Below are 22,868 nucleotides of genomic sequence, written 5' to 3'. Positions count from 1 at the left end.
TTATGTTCCTCCTCTTGTAATGGTTTCCGCTGATGAAGCAATGAATACTCTCCTATATAACTTACATAATTAACCTTATTTTGGAAATCATAGATAATCGAACGGTATAATTATGTGATAATGGAGAATTCAATATGCCTAGCATTTTATATTATTTAACATTTGGAATGGTTGCCGTATTATTTGTCCTTTTTTTATTCATGCTTGTTGGTTGGCGGTGGATCATGAAACGAATGGTGAAACAGATGGGGAAAATCGTGTTAACCGACAGCTATCAAGAAAATATTATGGAGTTGATGCCGGGCCTTCGGCATATGGGCATTCAAAATATGATTGAAAACAGCTTGCGCGCAGAAACGGGCGATGTTCTTCATCGCCCGCTCGGCTCTTCAAAAAAATGGCCTCATTTTGATCCGATTACTTTTATTCCTGCTCAAGTTTCACCGTTCCCGATTGATGGGGAAGAAGAAGTGGATGTAAAAGTAACCATTGGACCAAGAGCAAAAAAACCATTGAACATCGACATCCCGCTTATGATCAGCGGAATGGCTTATGGAATTGCCCTCAGTGAAGAAGTGAGACTCGCTTTAGCCCAAGCAGCCAAAAATACAGGGACTGCGATTAATTCCGGTGAAGGCGGCATTTTACCGGAAGAATTAGAGACGGCAGGAAAATTCATTTTACAGTTTTCCAAAACGGAATGGTCAAAGGAAGAAGAAGTGATTAAACGTGCCGACATGATTGAAATTAAGTTTGGGCAAGGCGCATTGGCCGGGGTGGGAGGCAAAATTTCACCCCAAAATTTAACAGGTCGTGCCCGTGAAATCTTTGGACTCAAAGAAAACGAAGATGCCGTGATTTTTGAACATTTTTTTGAAAACCAAACGTTACAAGACATTAAAGATCTTGTAGTAGAGCTTCGGAATCTATCAGGCGGTGTGCCCATCGGGGTAAAAATAGGGGCAGGTGGAAAAATTGAAGAAGATATCGATCATTTAATTGATTTAGGTGTCGATTATATTGCGATTGACGGCGGCCAAGCAGCCACACACGGTGCACCGCCCATTTTATCCGATGACACGGGAATCCCGACATTGCATGCTGTTGTCCGGGCTGTTAACCATCTGGAAAAAAGAAATATGAAAGGACAGATTAGTTTAATTGTCTCAGGAGGGCTTTTAGTCCCGGGGCATTTTTTAAAAGTGCTCGCACTTGGGGCAGATGCTGTGTACTTAGGCTCTGCCATCTTATTTGCTGTCTCCCATAATCAAGCATTGAAAGCACTTCCCTTCGAACCGCCTACACAAGTGGTATGGAATCAAGGAAAATTCAAAGATCAATTTAAAAAGGAAGATGGAGTAAAAGCAGCCGAGAAATTCTTAACTGCAAGTACGGAAGAAATTAAGATGGCGTTAAGAGCCATGGGCAAGCGTTCTTTAAAAGAGTTGTCCAAAAAAGATTTAGTATCCTATGACGAACTGACCGCCAAAATGATTGGCATTCCGTTTTCATTTGAACCTTGGGAAGAGAAAGAATAAGAGAAATAAGTGCCATAGAACATTCGGCACGGACGTTTTTGGGCTATGTCGAATGTTCTAAATCGATCATTTTGAAGAATTTACGGATAGTGGGGCAGTGAATACATTGAACATTTTAGATTATTTTCTATTTGCGATGATCACCATACTATTTGTCCTTTTTTTATTCATACTTGTTGGCTGGCGTTGGATTATAAAACGAATGGTGAAACAGATGGGAAAAATCATCTTAACTGACAGCTATCAAGAAAATATTATGGAGTTGATGCCGGGCCTTCGGCATATGGGCATTCAAAATGTGGTTGAAAACAGCTTGCGTGCAGAAACTGGCGCCGTCCTTTATCGCCCGCTTGGCGGCTCTTCAAAAAAATGGCCTCATTTTGATCCGATTACTTTTATCCCTGCCCAAGTTTCACCGTTTCCCATTGATGGTGAGAAAGAAGTGGATATACAAGTAACCATCGGACCAAAATCCAAAAAGCCAATGACGATCAGCATTCCGCTTATGATCAGCGGGATGGGCTATGGAGTGGGGCTTAGTGAACAAGCGAGGCTTTCTTTGGCAGAAGCCGCTAAAAATGTGGGAACGGCGATTAATTCCGGTGAAGGGGGCATTTTACCTGAAGAGTTAGATGCAGCGGGAAAATATATTTTACAGTTTTCCAAAACAAAATGGTCAAAAAATATCGAGGTGATTAAGCGTGCCGACATGATTGAAATTAAGTTGGGACAAGGTGCTGTAGTAGGGATGGGCCAAAAAATCCCGCCTAAAGATTTAACAGGCCGTGCCCGTGAGATAATGGGGCTTAAGGAAAATGACGATGCCGTGATTTATGAACAATTTTTCGAAAATCAAACATTGCAAGATATAAAAGAGCTTGTTGAGGAACTTCGAAACCTATCAGGCGGTGTTCCCATCGGTGTAAAAATGGGAATGGGCGGAAAGATTGAAGAAGATATTGATCATTTAATTGATGTAGGGGTCGATTTTATTGCCATTGACGGGGGCCAAGCATCGATGAAAGAGGCACCGCCCATTTTAGCCGATGATTTTGGTATTCCGACATTACACGGAGTGGTTCGGGCAGTTTGTCATCTAGAAAAAAGAGGAATGAAGGGACAAATTAGTTTAATTGTCTCAGGAGGGCTTTTAGTACCCGGGCACTTTTTAAAAGTGCTTGCACTGGGGGCAGATGCTGTGTATGTAGGGTCTGCCATGTTATTTACTGTTTCCCATACTCAATCCTTGAATGCTCTTCCATTCGAACCGCCTACACAAGCGGTTTGGTATAACGGCAAATTCAAGGATCAATTTAAAGTTGAGGACGGAGTAAAAACAGCCGAGAAATTCTTAACTGCAAGTACAGAAGAAATGAAAATGGAATTAAGGGCGATGGGCAAACGCTCATTAAAAGAATTGTCCAAAAAAGATTTAGTATCCTACGACGAGTTGACTGCAAAAATGATTGGAATTCCGTTTTCATTTAAATCTTAGGAAGACAAACAAAGACTGAATGAAAAATAAAGTGTTGGGTGAAAATAAAAAACAGGTGAAGTCTTTATGAAAAATGTCATTTCTTACCTTCCAAAATGGAGTCATTTCGTAGGTGCTTGTTTTGCATTTATGATTCCCTATACGATTTCGAAAGTTTCAAAATGGTTACGACAATCATCGAGTTAAGGAGCATACCACCCCATCTTTAAACAAACTTCCACAATAATAAGAGGTAATGTAAAGCTCTCTCGATTCAAAAACATATTCTCTATAAGTAGGTGAGGGGGATGCATCAATGGACTTGGTCACAAAAAAAGAATAAAGATACGAAAAATACTCAGCCACAAGTAAAGGTACATGGAACGGATGAATTTTTTTCAGCGAGTCTGTATTCGAACCTCGAGCAGTTACAAAACATTTTAGGAAATAATCCGGATATCGCCATTCGCAGATTTTATATTGACATATATAACGTCGATGCAGCCGTCGTATTTATTAGAGGTCTTGCCGATAAAGAACAAATTTATGAACAAATATTAAAGTCCATCATGTTAGATTTTCGGAAACATGAAAATTTTATAAGCGAAGATCGGGTTATAGGCTCTAAAATCAAAGAAAAAATGAAAGATCATGTTGTCACACTAACAGATGTAGAAGAACTAAAGAATATAGAAGACTGCGTGATGAACATTTTTAATGGAGAGACCGCATTATTAATAGACGGCGTCGATACGGTTCTTTTACTCGGAACCAAAAAATGGCCGTCAAGACAAATTGAGGAACCAGTTACAGAAGCGACTGTTAGAGGTCCAAGAGAAGGCTTTGTTGAAAATATTCTTATGAATATCTCTTTAATTAGAAGACGCATTAAAGATCCTAATTTAGTCTTAGACAAATATACAATCGGACGTCGAAGTCAAACAACCGTTATCGTTACATATATGAAAGATATTACAAATGACAATATCATCCAAGAGGTTAAAAAACGGTTAGAAAAAATTAATATCGACCAAGTGCCTGAATCTGGGATTATCGAGCAATTAATTGAAGATGACCCTTTATCACCGTTTCCACAATTAGTAACAACCGAAAGGCCGGATAGAGCAGCAAGCGGCTTATTAGAAGGCCGTGTTGCCATTTTAGTTGATGGAACACCTTTTGTATTGCTGCTGCCTATCACAATCTCGTCTATCCTGCAGGGGCCGGAAGACTACTATGAACGATGGTTCGTTGGTACTCTTGTTCGTCTCATGCGTTTTGGGGCAGTAATTGTCTCGTTATTTGCTCCCTCTTTATATGTAGCTCTTGTTTCATATCACCCGGGGTTGATTCCGACAGATTTAGTCATCTCTATTGCCGGAAGCCGTGAAGGGGTTCCTTTTCCCTCCATTATAGAAGCATTAATGATGGAAGTTACGATTGAAATATTACGAGAAGCAGGAGTCAGACTTCCAAAACCAATTGGTCAAACGGTGGGAATTGTCGGCGGTCTCGTTATTGGTGAAGCGGCTGTTACAGCCGGCTTAGTTAGCCCAATGATGGTCATCGTTGTCGCAGTAACAGCGATTTCTTCCTTTTCTTTACCGCAATATGGGGTAGCGATTGCGATCCGTGTTTTACGCTTTGGAATGATGCTGTCCGCTGCTGTATTAGGGTTATTTGGAATTATCATGTTTGCGATGGTGATTACGATTCACCTTGTTAAACTCAAAAGTTTTGGCGTCGAATATACCTCTCCCTTTATTCCATATCGATTTAAAGATTGGAAGGATGCGTTAGTTCGCTTTCCGACAAAAACGTTAAAACAAAGGCCTGACATGTTAAAACCAAAGGATTCTACTCGGATTAAATGATGGCTCTTTCTAGTTGAAAGGTGATGCGTATGATTCCAAGTCCTCAAGAAAAAATAACCAATATTCAAGCTTCAATTGCGGTCACCATGACCATTGTTGGAGTTGGGATCATTACACTACCTAGAACGAGTGCAGAAGCTGTTCAAACCCCGGATGTGTGGTTAAGTATTTTGGTTGCAGGTTTTATTGCGATGTGTGCAGCATTTTTTGTTGTTAAAATTGGCCAAATGTTTCCAAATCAAACTTTTTATCAATTTAGCTATCAAATCATAGGGAAACCTATCGGGTATATTCTCAATTTCGTTGTGATTATTTATTTTACGATGTTAGCTGGATTTGAAGCGCGGTCAATGGGAGAAGTCATTCGCAGTTACTTATTAGACAAAACACCAATGGAAGTCATTATTTTAGTGTTTATGAGTGTGGGTGTTTATTTAGTAGCGGGAGGGGTCAATTCGATTCTTAAGCTATTTGAATTGTATTTTCCTATACTTTTATTTCTCTTTCTATTAATGTTCCTCTTAAGTTTCGCTAATTTTGAGTTCAATAATATCCGTCCTTTCTTAGGAGAAGGGATACAACCCGTACTAAAAGGAATTAAACCGAATGCCCTTTCGTACACTGGGTTTGAGGTCATGTTCATATTGACGGCTTATATGCATACACCGAAAAATGCAATCCTCACAACGTTCATTGGTATTGGGTTATCCATTATTTTATATACGGCAGTATTGATTCTTGTTATAGGTACATTAACTGTTGAAGAGGTGCGATTGCTCACTTTTCCAACAATGGAGTTAGTAAAATCGATTGAAATGAAAGGGGTATTCTTCGAGCGATTTGAAACATTTTTTATCATCATCTGGATTATTACAACCTTTACTACTTACAGCATTTCTTTATATATGGCATCTTTGGGGCTGGCGCAAATATTTAATAAAAATCGTTCGCACTGTATTTTAGGTTTATTGCCGTTCATTTATCTATTGTCTATGTATCCATCAGATATCAATGTTGTTTTTAAATATGGCGACTATGTTGGAAACTTAGGGATGTTTGTTGCAGGGATTATGCCGTTCTTTTTATGGATCATTGCCTTCATAAGGAGGAAACGAAATGCGAAGAGCTAAAAAGGGCATGATAATATGCTGCTGTATCTCGATTCTTTTTACGGCGGGGTGTTGGGATCGCCTTGATATTGAAGATACAGGTTTAGTTGTTGGAATCGCAGTGGATAATCAAGAAAATTCAACAAACGGTCGTGTAACACCTGAATTTACGCTTCAATTTGTTGTACCTAAAGTGCTGGCTGGTGAGATTGGAGGAGACGGCTCTCAAGGACCACCTTTTCACAATTTAATGATTGATGAAATCTCTTTATTTGAAGGCGGCCGTGAAGCTTCCACAGCAACAAGCCGCAGCCCGAATTATTCCCATTTAAAAGTATTGATAATTGGTAAGGAGGCGGCACAATCCATTAGTTTACTTCAGTTAATGAACTTTTTCTTTCGTGATCATGAAATAAGACGGACAGTTCACGTATTGATTTCAGAGGAAAAAGGAAGCGAAATATTAAATATAGCAGGAGTAAAGGATCCAATTCCTGCTTTAAAGCTGCTTTATATAACGGAAAATATGAAAACGAAAACAGCAAAAATGGCCCCTAAATTATCTTTAGGTGATTTCTCAGAGAAAATGTCGGCTAGTTCAAGTTTCATTGTCCAAAAAGTACAAAAGTTTAAAGATGGAGTTCAAATCATTGGAGCCGCAGTGATTAAAGGGAAAACAAAGAAAATGATCGGGGAGTTAGATGAAGATGAAACGTTTGGCATTAATTGTATGACAGGTGAAGCTGAAGCGGGTGTCGTAACAGCAGTCGATAAAGAAACAGACGAAATTATTTCATATGAAATTGAGAGTTTAAAAAGCTCCATTAAGCCTAAGATGAATGGAGAGAACGTTTCATATACAGTAAACATCAATACCGAAGGACGTTTATCTGAAGATTGGATTCCAAACAGCGATGCGTTTAATGAGAAATTTATTCAAAATGCTGAAAAGCAAATTGAAAGAGAATTTAAGCGATTAATGAAAGCAGGATTAACAAGGACACAAAAAGACTTAAAAGTAGATGTCGTTGGGTTTGGAGAAAGTTTACGAATTCATAAACCGAAGGTGTGGAAAAAAGTAAAAAAAGATTGGGAAGACCGGTTTGTTAATGCTGCAGTTGATATTAACGTGAAAGTTAATATTAGACAATTCCAAACACAAGGGAGAAAAATCAATAAATCGTAATAAGAAAATCTAATAATCAATCAACAGTGCGTTTATACTTTCCAATTTGCCTGTGAGTGCCATAGCATAGCGATTACTGTAATACTAAAAATGCGTGAGCCGACAGTCAGACTCACACATCTTTAAACAAGCTAAGAGTTTTGCATTTGATTGGACTGCTGCAGCACAATTTGCTGGGCAGGCATTAAAATGCCGTAATCGTATATCTTTTGGGCGAGCAATTCTTTCGCTCCCTGTGACGCGGCCAAATAGTCCGTATCGTTGACGGTTGCCGTGATGGAAAATTTGTAGCCGATCGGGCTGACATCAAGTGAATGCAATCCGTATAATTGATACGCTTCCACGTATTCTCCTGTCAGTTTATCCGTTTTTAAATAATCTTTATGCATCGCATTCAATTCGTCGCATACTTCTTGCAACAGTTCTTTGACCCGTCGTGGGTTCTCATTAAACGAAACGACGATGCTTTCAAATACCCGCCTTTTCTCTACGGATCCATTGACCATTTTACGTATTTCGCCATTTGGAATCGTCACCAGTTTTCCGTTAATAAGACGGATTTTGACCACACGGAATCCGAGCTCTTCTACCGTCCCGGCTTCCGGTTCTCCATTGATGTTGACGAAATCGCCTTTTTGAATGGTCTGCTCAAATATCATGAACATGCCGCTTAATAGGTCATTGATCAGCTTTTGGGCCCCAAAGCCGATCACGGCCGCAATGATTCCTCCAGCGAGAATCAATTCCTTCAAATCTCCGACAAATGGCTTAATGGCCGCAATCAAAATGACAACAAATACGACATAGTTTGATGTATTCTTTACGACGCTTTCAATCGTTTGCTCTTTTTTCTCATCGAGGAGTCTTGTCCGCTTAAAAAACTGGTGAAGAAGAAAGCGCAGGACTGCAATAATAAGATAAGCGGCAACGGCCGTCAAACATAAAGAAAGGAAATAATCTTTTAATGATTCCCAGTCTATTTCAAAAAAGTTGATGATGCTTTTGGTGAGTTCGTTCATCTGGTTTCCCCCATTTCTCCTTTAACACAAGCTTATTATAGCGCCTTTTGTTCGTTTTAGTAAAAAATATGAACAGAAGGATGATTTTTCATTGTATCAGGTTCGAAAAGAGTGGAAAATAAGAACTATATAGAATGAGACAAGTATACCGAATAGTTTGGAGTGAGGGCATGTATCAACAATCGAAACCACATAAAAAGATTCAGCGGATTCAAGAACGGTTTGAGTTAATGGATTCGCTCGAAGCCGGCAAGTTTTATACGGCATTAGATCAGGAACAAACGCTTCGCACTTTGTTGCAGCAATTAAAAGGAACGATTACCAAAATGGAACGGGCACCTGAAACAGAGGAATGGCGCGAAGCCGGCCAGCAACTCGCTGATCGGATCAGAGAAAGGATGAAAGAAGTTTCAAACGGGATGCTGAAGGAATTCAATCATCATTATCGGACAGACTTCACATTGGAAGAAGTGATAGTAGGGGATGAAAACTTTTATTATTCAGAAGGGCTGATGTCCACCATTAAGCGGAAAAAGCTGCTCAATCATTTATTCCATCGAGAGCTGAGTACAATCCTTCCGCCGCATCCGAAAGATGAATTTCCTGAAACAAGAAGGCTCAGACGAAGCTTTGTCATTCATGTGGGGCCAACCAATTCGGGGAAAACCTTTCATGCGCTTGAGCGATTGAAAAGGGCACAAAACGGTCTTTACCTTGCTCCTTTACGATTGTTGGCCCTAGAGGTGTTTGAAAGGCTCAATGATGATGGGGTTCGCTGCAATTTGCTGACGGGAGAAGAAGAAATCAGCCACCCGAATATTCGCCACACGTCCTGTACGATTGAAAAAGCGGACTTTTCACGAATTTACGATACGGTTGTAATCGATGAAGCTCAAATGATCGGAGATGCCCAAAGAGGAAATGCTTGGACAAAAGCTTTATTAGGCATTCAGGCGAAAGAAATCCATATTTGCTGCTCACCGATTGCATTGAATGTGATTCAAACGCTGTTAGACGACTGCGAAGATGATTATGTCATAGAAGAACACGAACGCCAAACGCCCTTGTTATTTGAAGATCAGCCGTTTCGATTTCCGAAAGACGCCCAAAAAGGAGATGCGTTTATCGTTTTTTCCCGCAAAATGGTACTTCAAGTAGCGGCTTCTCTTGCAGACAAGAAAATAAAGGCAAGCATCATTTACGGGAATTTGCCGCCCGATACAAGAAGAAGGCAGGTGGAGCGTTTTTTAAACGGGGAGACGGATGTCGTCGTCGCGACCGATGCCATCGGAATGGGTCTGAACCTTCCAATCAAACGAATTGTGTTTTTGGAAACCGAAAAATTTGACGGAGAAAAGCATCGCCCGCTGCGCGTGCAAGAGGTGAAACAAATCGCAGGGAGAGCGGGGCGTAAGGGAATGTATGAACAAGGATTCGTGAACACGTTCACGAGACGGACGCTTGTGAAATCCGCTCTTTTAAAAGAAGAGCCGTCCCTTCCATCCGCTTATTTGGCACCGATGGAGGAAACAGTTTTAAAATTGCCGTTTGGGACGCTTGAGGAGCGGCTCAGAGCGTGGGCCGATTATGAAATTGAAGTACCTTACTTTGAAAAAACGGATATCAGCACACAATTGGATTTGCTTGTATATGCGAAAAGCTTTGAAAATGTCTTAACAAATGAGCAGCTGTATAAAGCAATCCACATCCCATTTCCGGAACGAAACGATGCGCTCGTTTCCCAGTGGCTGCAATATTTGGATGAGCTTTCTGAACATGAGCCGTCTTTATCAAAACCTTATCCAAGGGGAAAGGATTTGGTATCACTTGAAACGTACTTTAAAGCATTGGACCTGTATTATTCGTTCTCCAAAGCCTTCCGTCTCGATCTGGACCATCCATGGGTGGAAGCAGAACGGAACCGGGCATCTAAAGAGATACACCGGCTGTTGACGACTAAAATTAAAAACTACGGCAGGAAATGTTCATCCTGCAGAAAACCGCTGCCTTGGAATGCGATTCATGGTATTTGCGATAAATGTTATAGATCACGCTGGGAAAATGACTGGTATCATTAATTAAGATGGAGGGTGACCTAAAAGGGGTTGTTTTTTCCCTTTTAGGTCACCCTCTGCACATATTTCTCTTCATTCCGTCAGACAATAACACAAAGAGTGCGTTATCATCATGGAATGGCTTTTGTCATTCCATTGTCGTTGTCAGGAAGGGAGATTATAGATGAAGAAGGGTTATACGGTTTTTTATGTATCGGTGGCATTGCTCGCCCTGCTTGTTGCAATCGGGGTATTGATGCCGGAAGGACTAGAACGCATCACGAGCAACGTCCAGACATTCATTTCAAATGCATTTGGCTGGTATTATCTTATTTTTGTTACGCTCATTGTCGTTGTATGTTTATACTTTCTCATTAGTCCAATCGGCCGTCTTAAACTAGGAAAGCCCGATGATAAACCGGAGTTTTCAAGGCCGACATGGCTGGCGATGCTGTTCAGTGCCGGAATGGGAATCGGCCTTGTATTTTGGGGAACAGCGGAGCCAATCAGTCACTATGCCGTTAGCTCGCCTACTGGAGAAGTGGGAACAAATCAAGCGATAAGAGATGCGATGCGGTTTACTTTTTTCCATTGGGGAATCCATGCGTGGGCCATTTACGGAATCGTCGCATTGGTATTGGCTTACTTCAATTTCCGTCACGGTGAGCCGGGGTTAATAAGCGCCACATTAAGGCCGATTTTCGGGGAGAGAGTCAATGGGGCAGCGGGAAAAGTGGTTGATATCATTGCCGTACTGGCAACGGTCATTGGAGTTGCGACAACGCTGGGATTTGGAGCCGTCCAAATCAACGGGGGATTATCGTATCTTTTCGGCATTCCAACTACCATTCGCATTCAATTTCTCATCATTTTAATCGTAACGGTTTTATTTATGATTTCCGCTATGTCCGGGTTGGGAAAAGGAATTAAAATTTTGAGCAATGCTAATATGGGGCTTGCCGCACTTTTGTTTTTATTGATGTTCATTTTTGGACCAACATTGTTTATTTTAAATTTGTTTACGGATACACTCGGTACATATTTACAGAATTTATCGCGAATGAGTTTTCGAATTGCCCCGTTGAATGAAGACATCCGAGCCTGGATTAATGGCTGGACCATTTTTTACTGGGCATGGTGGATTGCGTGGTCACCATTTGTTGGAATCTTTATCGCGCGGGTATCAAAGGGACGAAGCATCCGAGAGTTTGTCTTCAGTGTATTGCTGATTCCATCCGTCCTCGGCTTTTTATGGTTTTCTGCTTTTGGTGGATCGGCCATCATGCTGGAGCATGATGGGGTGGCATCTATTTCTGCATTGGCAACGGAAGAGTCGTTGTTCGGTGTGTTTGCCCATTATCCATTTGGTTCGTTTTTATCCATTGTCGCGATCACTTTGATTGGGACGTTCTTCATTACCTCGGCAGATTCGGGAACGTATGTATTGGGGATGATGACGACAAACGGCTCCCATTCGCCCGGTAACAAAATCAAGCTTACATGGGGAATTATGCTGGCCGCTATCGCGCTTGTCCTGCTGTATTCGGGCGGGCTGCAGGCGCTGCAAAATACGATGATTGCCGCCGCTCTTCCTTTTTCTTTCATCATGGCCCTTATGACAATCAGCTTGATCAAAGCATTATATAAAGAATCAAAGGAACTTGGAATCGGCCAAATCAGGAAAAAAGCGTGATAGGCAGCTGATGCCTAAGGAGCACTTTTTCATAAAATCGATAATGGAGGAACCTATAGGAAATTCATTTGTATAAAAATGCAGAAACAGCTCTTTTATTCAAAAAGGAGCTGTTTCTGCATTTATTTGCATTTGCGTTATTTAAACGAGATTATCATTCATTGGTAAAGAGAAAGATTTAAAATAGTTTAAAACTCGAAACATCCAGTGAACAAGGACCATCTAATACATATTTATTCTTTGTTCAGTGCTTTTGGCCCGGAGAAAAAAATAATCAAAACTTTAATCAAAAGGGTATTTACGTTACGAGGGAAAGAAACTATAATCGGTAAGAACATGTATTTGGAAATGGGGGAATTTTTATCCCCTCTTGAAAATGGGGTAAAACTCCTATTAAAAAGGATTAAAAAAGTTCCTGAAATTGTATATAATTTCTATTATAGGATGTAAACGTAAAGAAAAACCATGGGAAAAAGGTTGGAAAGCAAATGAAGAATGGATTTATAGTTGCAGCGTTGGGTATTTTATTAGCGGGATGTGCGAGTGAAAAAGTAAATGCAACGCCTAACATTGAAGTGGAAGCCATAAATGAGCATGTGGTGAAGGACGAGGGGCTTGAAGTGAAAGAAATAAAGCCCGATTATTTTGTTTATAAATTAGTAGATTCAAGAACAGGAGAATTACTAACAGAATATCAACCTATCCATTTTAGTGAAAAAGAAGTTTATGAGAATGAGATTGAAGAATTGGCTGAAAAAATGGCGAAAGACATCGATCAGCCCATGAAAAATGCGAAGGTTGATGGAAAAGGGCATTTAATTCCGGGAACGAAAAGAATCGTTTTGAGTGAAAAAGAACTTGTAGAAAATTTGAAAAATTTACAAATAGATAATGAGCTTACAGTGACTGTACCTATCTATGAGACGATGCCCAATGTCACGAATGAAAGCATAAAGGGCATTAGTGAACAGGTTATCGCTACTTATACAACGAATTTTCGAACAACAGACACTGGGAGAAATCGGAATATTGAACTATCGGCTGCGGCCATCAATAATGTGGTGTTGGGTCCTGGGGACTACTTTTCCTACAATGAAGTGGTGGGGCCGAGAACGACCGAAGCGGGCTATCAGCCAGCCCCTGAGATTATCAATAAAGAACTGGTTATGGGGATAGGCGGAGGCATTTGCCAAACATCTTCCACTTTGTTTAACGCTGTCGATGAAGCAGGCGTAAAAATTACCGCTATCACCCATCATTCTAAATCTGTCGGCTATGTGCCCGAAGGAAGGGACGCGACCGTATCGTGGGGTGGCCCGGATTTTAAATTCGTTAACGACAAAGATTATCCGATCATGCTAAAAGCAAAGATGGATAAAGAAAAAGGAACCTTGACGGTAGAAGTGAGAGCCGCCAAAAAGAATATTTAATATATAGATTGATTTAGAACATTCAGCATGCCCAAAGAACGTTCATGCCGAATGTTCTAGACCTAAGCGGACGGTGCCATCCGTTTAGGTGAACCTTTAGGGGCAGACACAAGCTGTCTAGATTATAGATGGTGAATGTTTTTTTGATAGCATGAATACGTATTAAGTGGTATGTATGTACATAAATGAACAGTATTAAAAAGTGAAGGAAAGAGCCGGTACAGGAGAAAGTCTGTGCCGGCTTTTTTATGATTTTACATGTGATACAACACTATAGTTTAATGAGGCCTAAATAAAAAAAACTAAAAGCTTTTAGGCCTTTAGCATCGGTTGGGTTTGTAATTGTTAGTATAAATATCATAACACAAGGAAAATGTTGAAACAATATGAAAAATCTGATATTAGTATTTGAATTTCCTATTAAAGATCATCCATAAGGGGACGCAGAGATTTATAATCATCGATATACCAAAGTAGGTTTTGCATAATGGAATCCTTTAAGAAGAGAACAAAATTGTGGCATCCTAAAAATGTTCCAATCTTAATCCCTAGGAATACCAATAAAATAACGAAGAAATAGAGACGAATAGATACAAGCAGAGTATTTAGCACAAATGAGATGACTCTGAAGATACTCATATATAGCCAATCCTTTCGGTAAAGAAAATAGGCATTTTAAAGATTCCAATCTTACGAAAAATATTATATGGAACGTACAAGTTACTTGTTCCTTTTATTGAAACCGTTGTCTAAGGAAAAAGAGAATCATTTAAAAGAAAAACTGCATAAATATGTTCTTTAAAAAATATGTTCTAAATGATAAATATAAAAATATTATCCGTTTACAAGGATAATTTATGAAGGCCGCAGCACTGGGAATCAACAAAAATAGAATTAATCAATTAAAGAAAAATCAACGTTATAATTAAGGAATATTATCCGCTTTATCGTTAATAGAGCTTTTTTGTAAAGAAAGGGAAGGGGAAGCCCAATTTAAAGCGAAGTCTTTTATGGTATACCATGTAGATCAAACAAAATCCCTTTAGGAGAGGAGAAATAAAATTGGAGAAACAAAATTGGGTCGTCGCCGGAATCGGCAAGTTAGGAAGAGCGTTATTGTCCCGGTTCGAGATACAGGGCATTCAAGTCGGCATTTTTCATCCAGATATAAACAAAGCGAATGATTGCTTACAGGAGTATCCATTTCATCGAATCGTAAAAAAGGAGGATCTCGGCAGCGCGGATTTCTTGATTTTAGCGCTTCCGGCCAACCAAATCATCCCGTTTGTCAAAAAGCTTGAATCCCATCATCTCTCCTTGCAGAAACCAATTTTGATTAATATGGCCACTGCCGCTCATACTTCCAAGCTAAAAGGGGAGTATCCTCATTTAAAATGGTTCGGAATGAAGTTCGTTGGTCAGGCCGATGATTTACGAAAAAATGGAGAAGGGCTTTTCGTCACGGAAGAATCGAGCGTGGATTCTGATTCTCAACTTGTATCCGTCAGCCGGATGTTCTCTGAAATCGGCCGTGTAATAATAGATAGTGAAGCCACAGTTGAGAAAGTAAATCGGATTGCCACTTATCATGCGATAAAAGCTGCCAAAGAGATTGAACAAGAACTTCGAAGCGGAGGGTATCAAAATGAATACGAACAGCGGGTTTTGCTGTCGTTAGTTCCGGAAGTTGTACGTTCATACGCACATGGAACTTTGGGGCATTTTGGCCAATCCATTGCTGCCGAATTCGATCAAGAGGACGAAAAGCAAAAAGATATTCGAAATGCTTAACTCTCTAGTTGCTGCTAGGGAGTTTTTTGTAGAATCATTCAACTTACAGATAGAACACATCACCATTAATGGGAGTCGTAGAAAAATGGAGGGAAAAACAAAAGCCTACTTTCTCAGCTTTCAATTGAGTAAAGTAGGCTTTTGATGTTGATCTATCATGTGAAAAAATGATGACTTGTATACCGATGATTCATAACCGTTTTCATTGTACCCTCATTTGTTTAGGGGGAGAAAGGATACGGGCGAGGAATGCTTTCCTAAATTCCAGGAAGGATTCCAGCGAACAGGCTTAAGATAAACACTACTGCAAGCGCTGTCAGTCCAGCAATGAACCCTCCGCCTGTCCATGCTTTTAGCGTTTGTGGAATGGTTAGCTTTCCAAATCTGTTTACAACCCAGAATCCTGAATCGTTCGGCAAGGATAAGCCGATACCGCCTGCACAAATGGCAAGACCTAATAATATCGGAGATACTCCCAGTTCAGGGGCCATTGGTCCCAAAATACTTGATGTTGTGACAAGTGCAACCGTTGCCGATCCAAGTGAAGCCCGCAAAATTTGAGAGAAAATAAAGGCCAGTAACAACACTGGAATGCTCCAGCTTTGCATTGTTGCAATCAAATGATCACCGATTCCGCTCTTATTGATAACGGCTCCAAAGGCACCACCTGCACCGGTAATCAAAATAATGATACCAGCAGAGTTGATCGCTTCTGAATAGAGCCTGTCATTAGGTATTGAGATATATGGAGCAAGCAAGACGATGGCAGCGATTACACTAATGAATAGTGCAACGTTTTTTTCACCAATAAATCCAAGGACACTCGAAAGTGCTGTATCAGGGAAAATCAGCTGGGATACTGTGTTTGCTAAAATCAACACGATTGGCAGTGCCAGCATAAAGAAGCTCAAGCCAGTACCAATTTCTTTTTTCGGTGCGTCTTCTGGATTAACCGCTATTTCTTCAATTTCACCCGAGTGATTTACACGTTTACCGATGAAAAATCCGTATACATAACCACCGACGAGCGTTGCTGGTATCGCAACAAGGATTCCATATAAAATGAATAACCCTAGTTCAGCTCCGGTATTTTCCGCTACAACGAGCGGACCAGGTGTAGGGGCAATCATATTATGTGAAACAATCAATCCGACACCGAGGGCTGTTACAAATGTAACAACAGAGATTCCAGTTTTCTTTGATAAACTTTTAATTAATCCACTTAAAATCACAAATGCCGCATCGAAAAAGACAGGGATGGAAACGGCCGTTCCGGTTAAAGCAAGACCTGCAGGAGATCTCTTGATCCCGAAGGCTTTTAACACGGCCTGTGCAATTTTTTCAACGGCGCCTGAAGCTCCCAAAAACTGCCCAAAGATAACTCCAAGTCCAATTAAAATCCCGACACCGGTCAATGTATTTCCGAATCCTTGAGTGACGGTAACCGCGACTTCTTTTAATGGCATGCCAATCGCAATCGCAGTAGCGAAAGCGATACCAATCAAGGACAAAAATGGTTCAACTTTTAATTTTAAAATTAAGAAAAACAGTGCTGCCAATGATAATAGAAAAATGATAATTAACATATTTCCTGTAACCATTTTATATGAACCCCCTTGTATGAATAAAAATGCTTGTGTAAAAGAGGAAGTGTCGTCCTTTACATATAGGCAAAAACTTCTTGATGAATGGACTAACTTCCTTAGTGCTTCAACAACTAATGATAAAAACTTTATTTTCCTTCCAAGGTTAAAACAACATCCTTTAATGTTGTAACTGCTCCAACATTTCCAGGAAAGATAACGTACGAGGTATATGGAAAAATGCTTTCTTCTCCTGTTTTCCAAACCGGAATTCCTGGGGCGATTTGACCGGAAACTGTTGCGCGTTTTACGCATAATCCTTTTGTGCCCACATCACTTGAGGTAATGCCGCCTTTTGCAATCAAATAATTCGGTCTAATCGAGAAATTACGCACAATACTTGTCACCGCATTTGAAATTTGCACAGAAAGCTTTAGTTCTTCTTCTTCCATCCCGTCTCCAAGATCCAGTCGCTCCCGTTTTGTAAAAATGACGGTGGATATGCCTTCTGCCACTTTTCTTTCGGCTTCAAGGCGCACACGATCCACTTCCTGCTTGAAAGCGTCTGTATCTAAAACTAAATGGGCATCGAACTCGATAAAGTGAAGGGAGGACAACGTTTGTAATTCTCTTAATTGATCAGTTGTCTTCTGAACATGAGAGCCCACGATGATTAAACCGCCTTTGGTTTGCTCTTCTTCAATTAATTCTTCTCTTGTCAGTAAAGGCCGTGATGAAATGTCTCCAATGACCTTGGTAAAGGCAGCCGCCGTTCGAAATACATAGTTCTTTCCTTGTTGCATGGCTTGGATGAGTGCGGTTGCAAAAATCCTTACATCATCTTCTTCAATGGCATTCACAACCACTTTTCCGAACTTCGATACTTGCATTAATTGTTCCACGATTCGATCGAAATCCATTTGGCGGAGCGATTGTAATGAGATATAAGTGACTTCCTCTTGTCGATATTGGCCGTGCGTTTTCTCTTCAATCCATTCTCCTAAATGACTGGAAGAATAGCCAAACGTCCGGTCTTTGGCAAATTCCGTTTCACCTGCCGGAACTAAACGATCATCCTGCTGCACAAAATGGATGTTATCGATCGTTAAGCGTCCGCCTTCTTTAAAGAATGGAAGCAGGACTTCTCCATCCACTTTTACATCGTTTTGTTCTTCGATTGTGCGTCGAAGAACTTCTGTTTCTAAAGGATAGTGGCCTCTTAGTGTAGAGTCGCCGCGGCTGATGATCAGGTAAGGCTTTTGATGTTTTTTAGAAACCTTTTCAATCCTTTCGGCAATATCACGATGAACTTGTTCCGTTTCTTTAGCGGTAAAGGCTCTGGAATTTGTTAAAATGAAAAACATTTGTTGATCCTCGAGGAAGCCCTGTTCAATGGTTTCCTCTGTCCAATCCGTATAAACCGAAATGCCATGAACCGTTTGAACACCGGTCGGATCATCATCAAGAACAATCATTTTATGATGAAAAGAAGGACGAATCTCTGACCAGGCATGTTGGACTTTCTTATGGTCAATCTTCGGATAAGAAGCCATTACGTCATCTAGTTTGCGCGTCTTCATCATTTGCTGACACCCTTTACTTCAAAATTGGCAAGCTTTTCGTAGAATTGGATCAATCCGCCATGATCGTCTCCCGCTTTTCCGTCTGCCTGCAAAGAGTGGAACATTTCAAGAACTTGGCTTGTAAGCGGAAGAGGAACACCGATAGCATGGGCTGTATCCATGACATTCGTTAAATCCTTCGAGTTAATATCGATGCGGCCGCCAGCCACGAAATTACGTTCAAGGATGAGCGGAACCTTTGCATCAAGTACAGCGCTTCCAGCAAGACCGCCGCGAATGGCTTCATACATTTTACCAAGATCGATGCCGGCCTTTGCCGCTAGAATGAGTGCTTCAGACATCGCAGCAATGTTGACGTTTACAATGATTTGATTGGCAAGCTTTGCGGTCGTCCCGCAGCCGTGATCGCCAACCAGCGTAATGTCTTGTCCCATACTTTGTAAGATTGGTTTTACTTTTTCAAAAATCTCTTCTTTTCCGCCGACCATAATGGCGAGTGTACCATCAATCGCTTTCGGTTCGCCGCCGCTGACTGGAGCGTCCAGCATCTCCATGCCTGCAGCTGCCAGCGCTTCTGCGATTTCCTTTGAGGTAACAGGGGAAATGGAGCTCATATCAATAATGATGGCGCCTTCATTTGCACCCTCAACAACACCGTTTTCACCAAGAACGACACTTTTTACATGTTCTCCTTTTGGCAGCATCGTGAAGATGACGTCGCTGTTTTGTCCAACTTCTTTTGGAGATTGGGCACCGTAAGCGCCTTTTTCAGCCAGTTGCTGTACTGAAGCCTGATTAATATCAAAAACGGTTACCGTATAGCCATTTTTTAATAGATTCAGTGACATTGGTTTACCCATAATACCAAGACCGATAAATCCAATTTTCATATTGAAAACCTCCTTGAATTAATAAAACGTTTTCATTTCAACACCAATTGTACACACTTAATCATATTTTGTATACAGTTTTTTAAAAAATGTATACAAAACTTACGGTGTTAAAATTTTGACTTTTAAATATAACGTTATCGTTCTATACTTTTAAGGGAGAGTTCCAAGTTTTGGGGCGAAATAAAACATATTGAAGCAGCGTTCAAAAACGCGTTCTCAATAGGAGAAGGGTTACGATGGCAAAAAAAACGAATCAATTAGCTTATTTGCAGTCATATGAATATATAAGGGATAAAATTTTAAATGGCGAACTGGAACGCGGAACAAAGCTGATCGAAGAAAAGTTGGCAGAAGAATTGGGAGTCAGCCGCACGCCCATCCGTGAATCTATTCGGAAATTGGAACAAGAAGGGTTAGTAAAAGAAAAGCGGGTAGTCAATCCTACTCATACGGATCTCCGCAACATTTTTCAAGTCCGGATATTGTTGGAGGGGTTCGCAGCCCGGTCTGCTGCTACTTACATGAGTGAAGACGGTTTGAAGAGGCTTGAACAAAGCATTCATATCGCTCGAACCGGCACGACAGAAGAGATTATGGCCGCAAATGAAGAGTTTCATGACATCATTGTCAAGGCTACGAATAATCCTGTAATGGTTGATACGATCGAACGAATGCAATCGATTATTTACTTATTCAGGAAAACCGTTGTCATCCATAAACGGCCGTTTCTCATTGATGAGCATCAACTAATTTATGATGCGATTCGCACGCATCAAGCAGACGAAGCCGAACGATTAATGAAAGTACATCTGCAGGCGGACCTTGATTTCTGTTTGCACTTGTTGAACTAGAACGGCATAAACACATCTCTTACCAAAAAAAGGATTGACACCTTTATCAATCACTGCATATACTTATTAGTAATAAATCAAGAAACGAAAGGATGACATATGGAGCAATGAAGTTCTAATCTAATTTTCTTAGGCGATACTATTCAACTATTTGAATAAAAATCAAAACCTAGAGAATTGGATTGGTCTGCCCATTTTTCCATACATCCTTATTAATGATACGGAGTTGTTCACGCCGTTTAGCTGTGGACTCAACTCTTATTTGTTCATACGGTTATGTATAGTTGGGATACTCAACCTCTCTAGGTGTTACTAGGGAGGTTTTTTTATGTGGTCAAAAGAGCAAATCCATCTATCGAATCAAAAAAAGGTGCTTGAAGTGAACGCTATGAACATAGTAAGAGTGAGGAATGTCGAAAAAAGCTTTGGAGATCGAACGGTTTTACGTAATATTACGTTTGACATACAATCGCATGATCGAATTGGTCTTGTTGGATTGAACGGTGCCGGTAAAACGACGCTGGCGAACGTCATATACGGCAAAACAGCACCAGATAAAGGCACGATTGAAACCGGAAAACAACAGTTGAAGGTGGGATATTTGCTTCAATCTGTTGACTATCAGGTCCATGATTATGTTCAAGAAGATGTCTCTTCTGATTTTCTGGAATTGGCGAGTGAACTAGGCTTAAAGCAAGTGCACTCATGGGAACAGGACCGTTTTTCTCATTTAAGCGGGGGAGAAAAATTAAAGATGGCCTTAGCTCATATATGGGCTTCATATCCGGATATCTTGATTTTGGACGAACCGACGAATCACCTGGACTTTCAAGGTGTTCAATGGCTAATCGAGCAGCTCCATCAATACAAAGGCACAGTAATCCTTATTTCGCATGATCGGTATTTCCTCGATCAGACCATTACGAAGGTGTTTGAGCTGGAGGACGGGAAATTGACCATATACGACGGCAATTATTCGGCCTATCGTACCGAAAAGAAAAAGCGTTACGAAGATCAGCTCCATCAATATGAAACCCAGCAAAAGCATAAGGCCCGTATAGAAAGCCAAGTTGCCAATTTACAGCAATGGGCAGGAAAAGCACACCGCACGATGAGAGAACAAGAAGGATTCAAAGAATATCATGGCGTTCGGGCCAAAAAAATCGATCGAGCCGTTAAATCGAAAATGAAGCGGCTAAGCATGGAGCTTGAGAAACATAAGGTGGAGAAACCAGCGGAAGAAAAGAAAGTTCGCTTTCAATTCGACGCAAGCGGGAGACGCGGAAGGCGGATTATAGAAGCAAAGAAGCTTACGAAGACATTCGGTAGCCGGCCGCTTTTCCAAGGCAGCCACTTTTATATCGGCCATGGGGAACGGATCGGCCTAATCGGAGCCAATGGGTCAGGAAAAACGACCTTCATTAACATGCTGTTAGGGAAGGAACCGTTAACGAGCGGGGAACTATGGAAAAGCGACTCATTAAAAATCGCGTATTTAAGCCAGGATGTGGCCGATATGCCGTCAACCAAATCGCCTATTGAAGCTCTTGACCTCACCGGGAAAGAGGAGATGTTCCAGGCGAGAACCATCCTGGCAAACATGGGCATGAAGGAAGATGTATTGAATCAGCCCATTGAAACATTGAGTTTAGGTGAGCGAACACGGGTGAAGTTAACGGCGATGTTAATCCGGGAACATGATTTTTTAATCTTGGATGAACCGACCAATCATCTCGATCTTCCAAGCCGAGAACAACTGGAAGAAACGTTAGCCGAATTTGCAGGCACCATGCTTATCGTCTCCCATGATTATTACTTTCTCAATGGTTTATGTGATAAATTATTGATCATTGAAGATGGAATAATCAAGCGGGTGGAAATGAACCTGGAACAATATGAGGCGAAAAAGAAGCAGCCGGCCGTTTCAGATGAACAAGAGAAAGAAGAAAGATTATTGCTTTTAGAAACCGAGATTTCTGCTGTTATCGGAGAGTTAAGCCTATTAACACCCGGCTCGGAAAAATATCGTGAACTGGACGCTAAATTCCTGGCGCTTTCCAAAGAAAAGCGGGGGCTGTCAGCGAATGATTAGTAGTAGTTGGTACGTTTAGAATCATGGAGGATAGGAAATAGACAAGTAAATCATTTACTGAAAAAGGAGGGAGGAGAAATGCCTTATCGGTCTCTAAACGAACTTCCCGATGCAGTCAAAGATAATTTGCCCCATCATGCCCAGGAGATTTTCAAAGAAGCTTTCAATTCCGCTTCCAAGGAATACAAAGAGGAAGAAACAGCCTTCAAAGTAGCCTGGAGTGCGGTGAAGAAGAAATATCAAAAGGACAGCGACAACAATTGGGTCGAAAAATGATTGAGTCACAAAACATCTTTTAAGCAAATGAACGGGGATAAAAATCACAGAGTTGTATAAAATAACCGTGTTCATAGGGAGGTGTTCACATGCCAAATCTTAATGATAACAAATTCAGAAAGATTCAATCGGAAAGCCAAAAGCAAGGCAAGTCTCAAGAGGAATATGCGGCCGAGCTTGCAATGAACCGTGCGAAAAGCCAACAGAAAAAACAATCATAGACGAATAGCAGGCAAGCACAAAGTGCTTGCCTGCTATTCGTCTATGAACGTTAGAGTCCGTACAGGTATCCGATTCAATTCATTCGAGTAATGCGATAGAATTGTAATAAACTGTTCATCTTGTGTTCATAAATCTTTTTTATTCTAGAAGGAATGGTGATATTTTATATCATCATGAAATGACCGAATGATGAATGTAGA

16 protein-coding genes and 1 pseudogene are annotated in these 22,868 nt (G+C 40.8%); 13 read left to right on the top strand and 4 right to left on the bottom strand.

The genetic code is table 11. The features are described 5' to 3' along the window. Positions 1-134: 134 nt before the first annotated feature. The 5 genes from BK575_RS13305 to BK575_RS13285 all read left to right on the top strand — a co-directional run bounded on the left by BK575_RS13305 (position 135) and on the right by BK575_RS13285 (position 7,181). Positions 135-1,538, top strand: coding sequence for an FMN-binding glutamate synthase family protein (locus tag BK575_RS13305; protein ID WP_078410803.1), 1,404 nt, complete (start codon positions 135-137; stop codon positions 1,536-1,538). A 136-nt stretch (positions 1,539-1,674) separates the two neighbouring features. Further along, a complete protein-coding gene (locus BK575_RS13300) occupies positions 1,675-3,033 on the top strand; it encodes an FMN-binding glutamate synthase family protein (protein WP_078414774.1) in 1,359 nt (452 codons plus the stop codon). A 287-nt stretch (positions 3,034-3,320) separates the two neighbouring features. Continuing rightward, positions 3,321-4,886 (top strand): spore germination protein, encoded by a 1,566-nt coding sequence (locus BK575_RS13295; protein ID WP_078410802.1) that lies wholly within the window; start codon positions 3,321-3,323, stop codon positions 4,884-4,886. 29 nt (positions 4,887-4,915) lie between these two features. Continuing rightward, positions 4,916-6,016: a GerAB/ArcD/ProY family transporter gene (locus tag BK575_RS13290; protein WP_169907791.1), complete on the top strand. Its 1,101-nt coding sequence runs from the start codon at positions 4,916-4,918 to the stop codon at positions 6,014-6,016. After that, positions 6,003-7,181, top strand: coding sequence for a Ger(x)C family spore germination protein (locus BK575_RS13285; RefSeq protein WP_078410800.1), 1,179 nt, complete (start codon positions 6,003-6,005; stop codon positions 7,179-7,181). The genes BK575_RS13290 and BK575_RS13285 overlap by 14 nt, the downstream gene beginning before the upstream one ends. 131 nt (positions 7,182-7,312) lie before the next feature. On the opposite strand, the gene BK575_RS13280 is transcribed toward BK575_RS13285, so the two are convergent. Then, positions 7,313-8,200 (bottom strand): mechanosensitive ion channel family protein, encoded by an 888-nt coding sequence (locus BK575_RS13280; RefSeq protein ID WP_078410799.1) that lies wholly within the window; start codon positions 8,198-8,200, stop codon positions 7,313-7,315. A 170-nt stretch (positions 8,201-8,370) separates the two neighbouring features. Here BK575_RS13280 and BK575_RS13275 point away from each other — a divergent pair, with 170 nt between their 5' ends. From BK575_RS13275 to BK575_RS13255, 4 genes are all read left to right on the top strand, one after another. Beyond that, the gene (locus tag BK575_RS13275) at positions 8,371-10,278 is read left to right on the top strand and encodes a helicase-related protein (protein WP_169907789.1); all 1,908 of its coding nucleotides are present in this window, start codon (positions 8,371-8,373) and stop codon (positions 10,276-10,278) included. Between the two features lie 160 nt (positions 10,279-10,438). Next, the gene (locus BK575_RS13270; protein ID WP_078410797.1) at positions 10,439-11,947 is read left to right on the top strand and encodes a glycine betaine uptake BCCT transporter; all 1,509 of its coding nucleotides are present in this window, start codon (positions 10,439-10,441) and stop codon (positions 11,945-11,947) included. A 488-nt stretch (positions 11,948-12,435) separates the two neighbouring features. Beyond that, complete coding sequence (locus BK575_RS13260) at positions 12,436-13,377, top strand: VanW family protein (RefSeq protein ID WP_078410795.1); 942 nt, start codon at positions 12,436-12,438, stop codon at positions 13,375-13,377. Positions 13,378-14,439: 1,062 nt separating this feature from the next. Continuing rightward, positions 14,440-15,168 (top strand): NAD(P)-binding domain-containing protein, encoded by a 729-nt coding sequence (locus BK575_RS13255; RefSeq protein WP_169907787.1) that lies wholly within the window; start codon positions 14,440-14,442, stop codon positions 15,166-15,168. Between the two features lie 257 nt (positions 15,169-15,425). Here BK575_RS13255 and BK575_RS13250 read toward each other — a convergent pair whose 3' ends face one another. From BK575_RS13250 to garR, 3 genes and pseudogenes are all read right to left on the bottom strand, one after another. Beyond that, the gene (locus BK575_RS13250) at positions 15,426-16,769 is read right to left on the bottom strand and encodes a GntP family permease (RefSeq protein WP_078410793.1); all 1,344 of its coding nucleotides are present in this window, start codon (positions 16,767-16,769) and stop codon (positions 15,426-15,428) included. Positions 16,770-16,900: 131 nt separating this feature from the next. Continuing rightward, positions 16,901-18,334: a four-carbon acid sugar kinase family protein gene (locus tag BK575_RS13245; RefSeq protein ID WP_078410792.1), complete on the bottom strand. Its 1,434-nt coding sequence runs from the start codon at positions 18,332-18,334 to the stop codon at positions 16,901-16,903. Then, a pseudogene (garR, locus tag BK575_RS13240) lies at positions 18,331-19,227 on the bottom strand (2-hydroxy-3-oxopropionate reductase); the annotation flags it as partial. The gene BK575_RS13245 and the pseudogene garR, both read right to left, overlap by 4 nt. 236 nt (positions 19,228-19,463) lie before the next feature. Here garR and BK575_RS13235 point away from each other — a divergent pair. The 4 genes from BK575_RS13235 to BK575_RS29370 all read left to right on the top strand — a co-directional run bounded on the left by BK575_RS13235 (position 19,464) and on the right by BK575_RS29370 (position 22,667). After that, positions 19,464-20,078, top strand: coding sequence for a GntR family transcriptional regulator (locus BK575_RS13235; protein WP_078410790.1), 615 nt, complete (start codon positions 19,464-19,466; stop codon positions 20,076-20,078). Between the two features lie 328 nt (positions 20,079-20,406). Beyond that, positions 20,407-22,170 (top strand): ribosomal protection-like ABC-F family protein, encoded by a 1,764-nt coding sequence (gene abc-f / locus BK575_RS13230; RefSeq protein ID WP_078410789.1) that lies wholly within the window; start codon positions 20,407-20,409, stop codon positions 22,168-22,170. A gap of 78 nt (positions 22,171-22,248) precedes the next feature. After that, positions 22,249-22,446: a ChaB family protein gene (locus BK575_RS13225; RefSeq protein ID WP_078410788.1), complete on the top strand. Its 198-nt coding sequence runs from the start codon at positions 22,249-22,251 to the stop codon at positions 22,444-22,446. Positions 22,447-22,535: 89 nt separating this feature from the next. Beyond that, the gene (locus BK575_RS29370; RefSeq protein ID WP_268877726.1) at positions 22,536-22,667 is read left to right on the top strand and encodes a hypothetical protein; all 132 of its coding nucleotides are present in this window, start codon (positions 22,536-22,538) and stop codon (positions 22,665-22,667) included. The last annotated feature ends 201 nt before the right edge of the window (positions 22,668-22,868 follow it).

The sequence above is a fragment of the Priestia abyssalis genome, from assembly GCF_002019595.1.
Taxonomy (GTDB): domain Bacteria; phylum Bacillota; class Bacilli; order Bacillales; family Bacillaceae_H; genus Bacillus_BA; species Bacillus_BA abyssalis.
This window is presented reverse-complemented; position numbering and strand designations above follow the sequence as displayed.

Excerpts from the sequence above, each read along its gene's own strand:
- BK575_RS13305 (WP_078410803.1), top strand. The coding sequence starts at position 135 with ATGCCTAGCATTTTATATTATTTAACATTTGGAATGGTTGCCGTATTA.
- BK575_RS13300 (WP_078414774.1), top strand. The coding sequence starts at position 1,675 with ATGATCACCATACTATTTGTCCTTTTTTTATTCATACTTGTTGGCTGG.
- BK575_RS13295 (WP_078410802.1), top strand. The coding sequence starts at position 3,321 with ATGCATCAATGGACTTGGTCACAAAAAAAGAATAAAGATACGAAAAAT.
- BK575_RS13290 (WP_169907791.1), top strand. The coding sequence starts at position 4,916 with ATGATTCCAAGTCCTCAAGAAAAAATAACCAATATTCAAGCTTCAATT.
- BK575_RS13285 (WP_078410800.1), top strand. The coding sequence starts at position 6,003 with ATGCGAAGAGCTAAAAAGGGCATGATAATATGCTGCTGTATCTCGATT.
- BK575_RS13280 (WP_078410799.1), bottom strand. The coding sequence starts at position 8,200 with ATGAACGAACTCACCAAAAGCATCATCAACTTTTTTGAAATAGACTGG.
- BK575_RS13275 (WP_169907789.1), top strand. The coding sequence starts at position 8,371 with ATGTATCAACAATCGAAACCACATAAAAAGATTCAGCGGATTCAAGAA.
- BK575_RS13270 (WP_078410797.1), top strand. The coding sequence starts at position 10,439 with ATGAAGAAGGGTTATACGGTTTTTTATGTATCGGTGGCATTGCTCGCC.
- BK575_RS13260 (WP_078410795.1), top strand. The coding sequence starts at position 12,436 with ATGAAGAATGGATTTATAGTTGCAGCGTTGGGTATTTTATTAGCGGGA.
- BK575_RS13250 (WP_078410793.1), bottom strand. The coding sequence starts at position 16,769 with ATGGTTACAGGAAATATGTTAATTATCATTTTTCTATTATCATTGGCA.
- BK575_RS13245 (WP_078410792.1), bottom strand. The coding sequence starts at position 18,334 with ATGATGAAGACGCGCAAACTAGATGACGTAATGGCTTCTTATCCGAAG.
- BK575_RS13235 (WP_078410790.1), top strand. The coding sequence starts at position 19,464 with ATGGCAAAAAAAACGAATCAATTAGCTTATTTGCAGTCATATGAATAT.
- abc-f (WP_078410789.1), top strand. The coding sequence starts at position 20,407 with ATGTGGTCAAAAGAGCAAATCCATCTATCGAATCAAAAAAAGGTGCTT.
- BK575_RS13225 (WP_078410788.1), top strand. The coding sequence starts at position 22,249 with ATGCCTTATCGGTCTCTAAACGAACTTCCCGATGCAGTCAAAGATAAT.
- BK575_RS29370 (WP_268877726.1), top strand. The coding sequence starts at position 22,536 with ATGCCAAATCTTAATGATAACAAATTCAGAAAGATTCAATCGGAAAGC.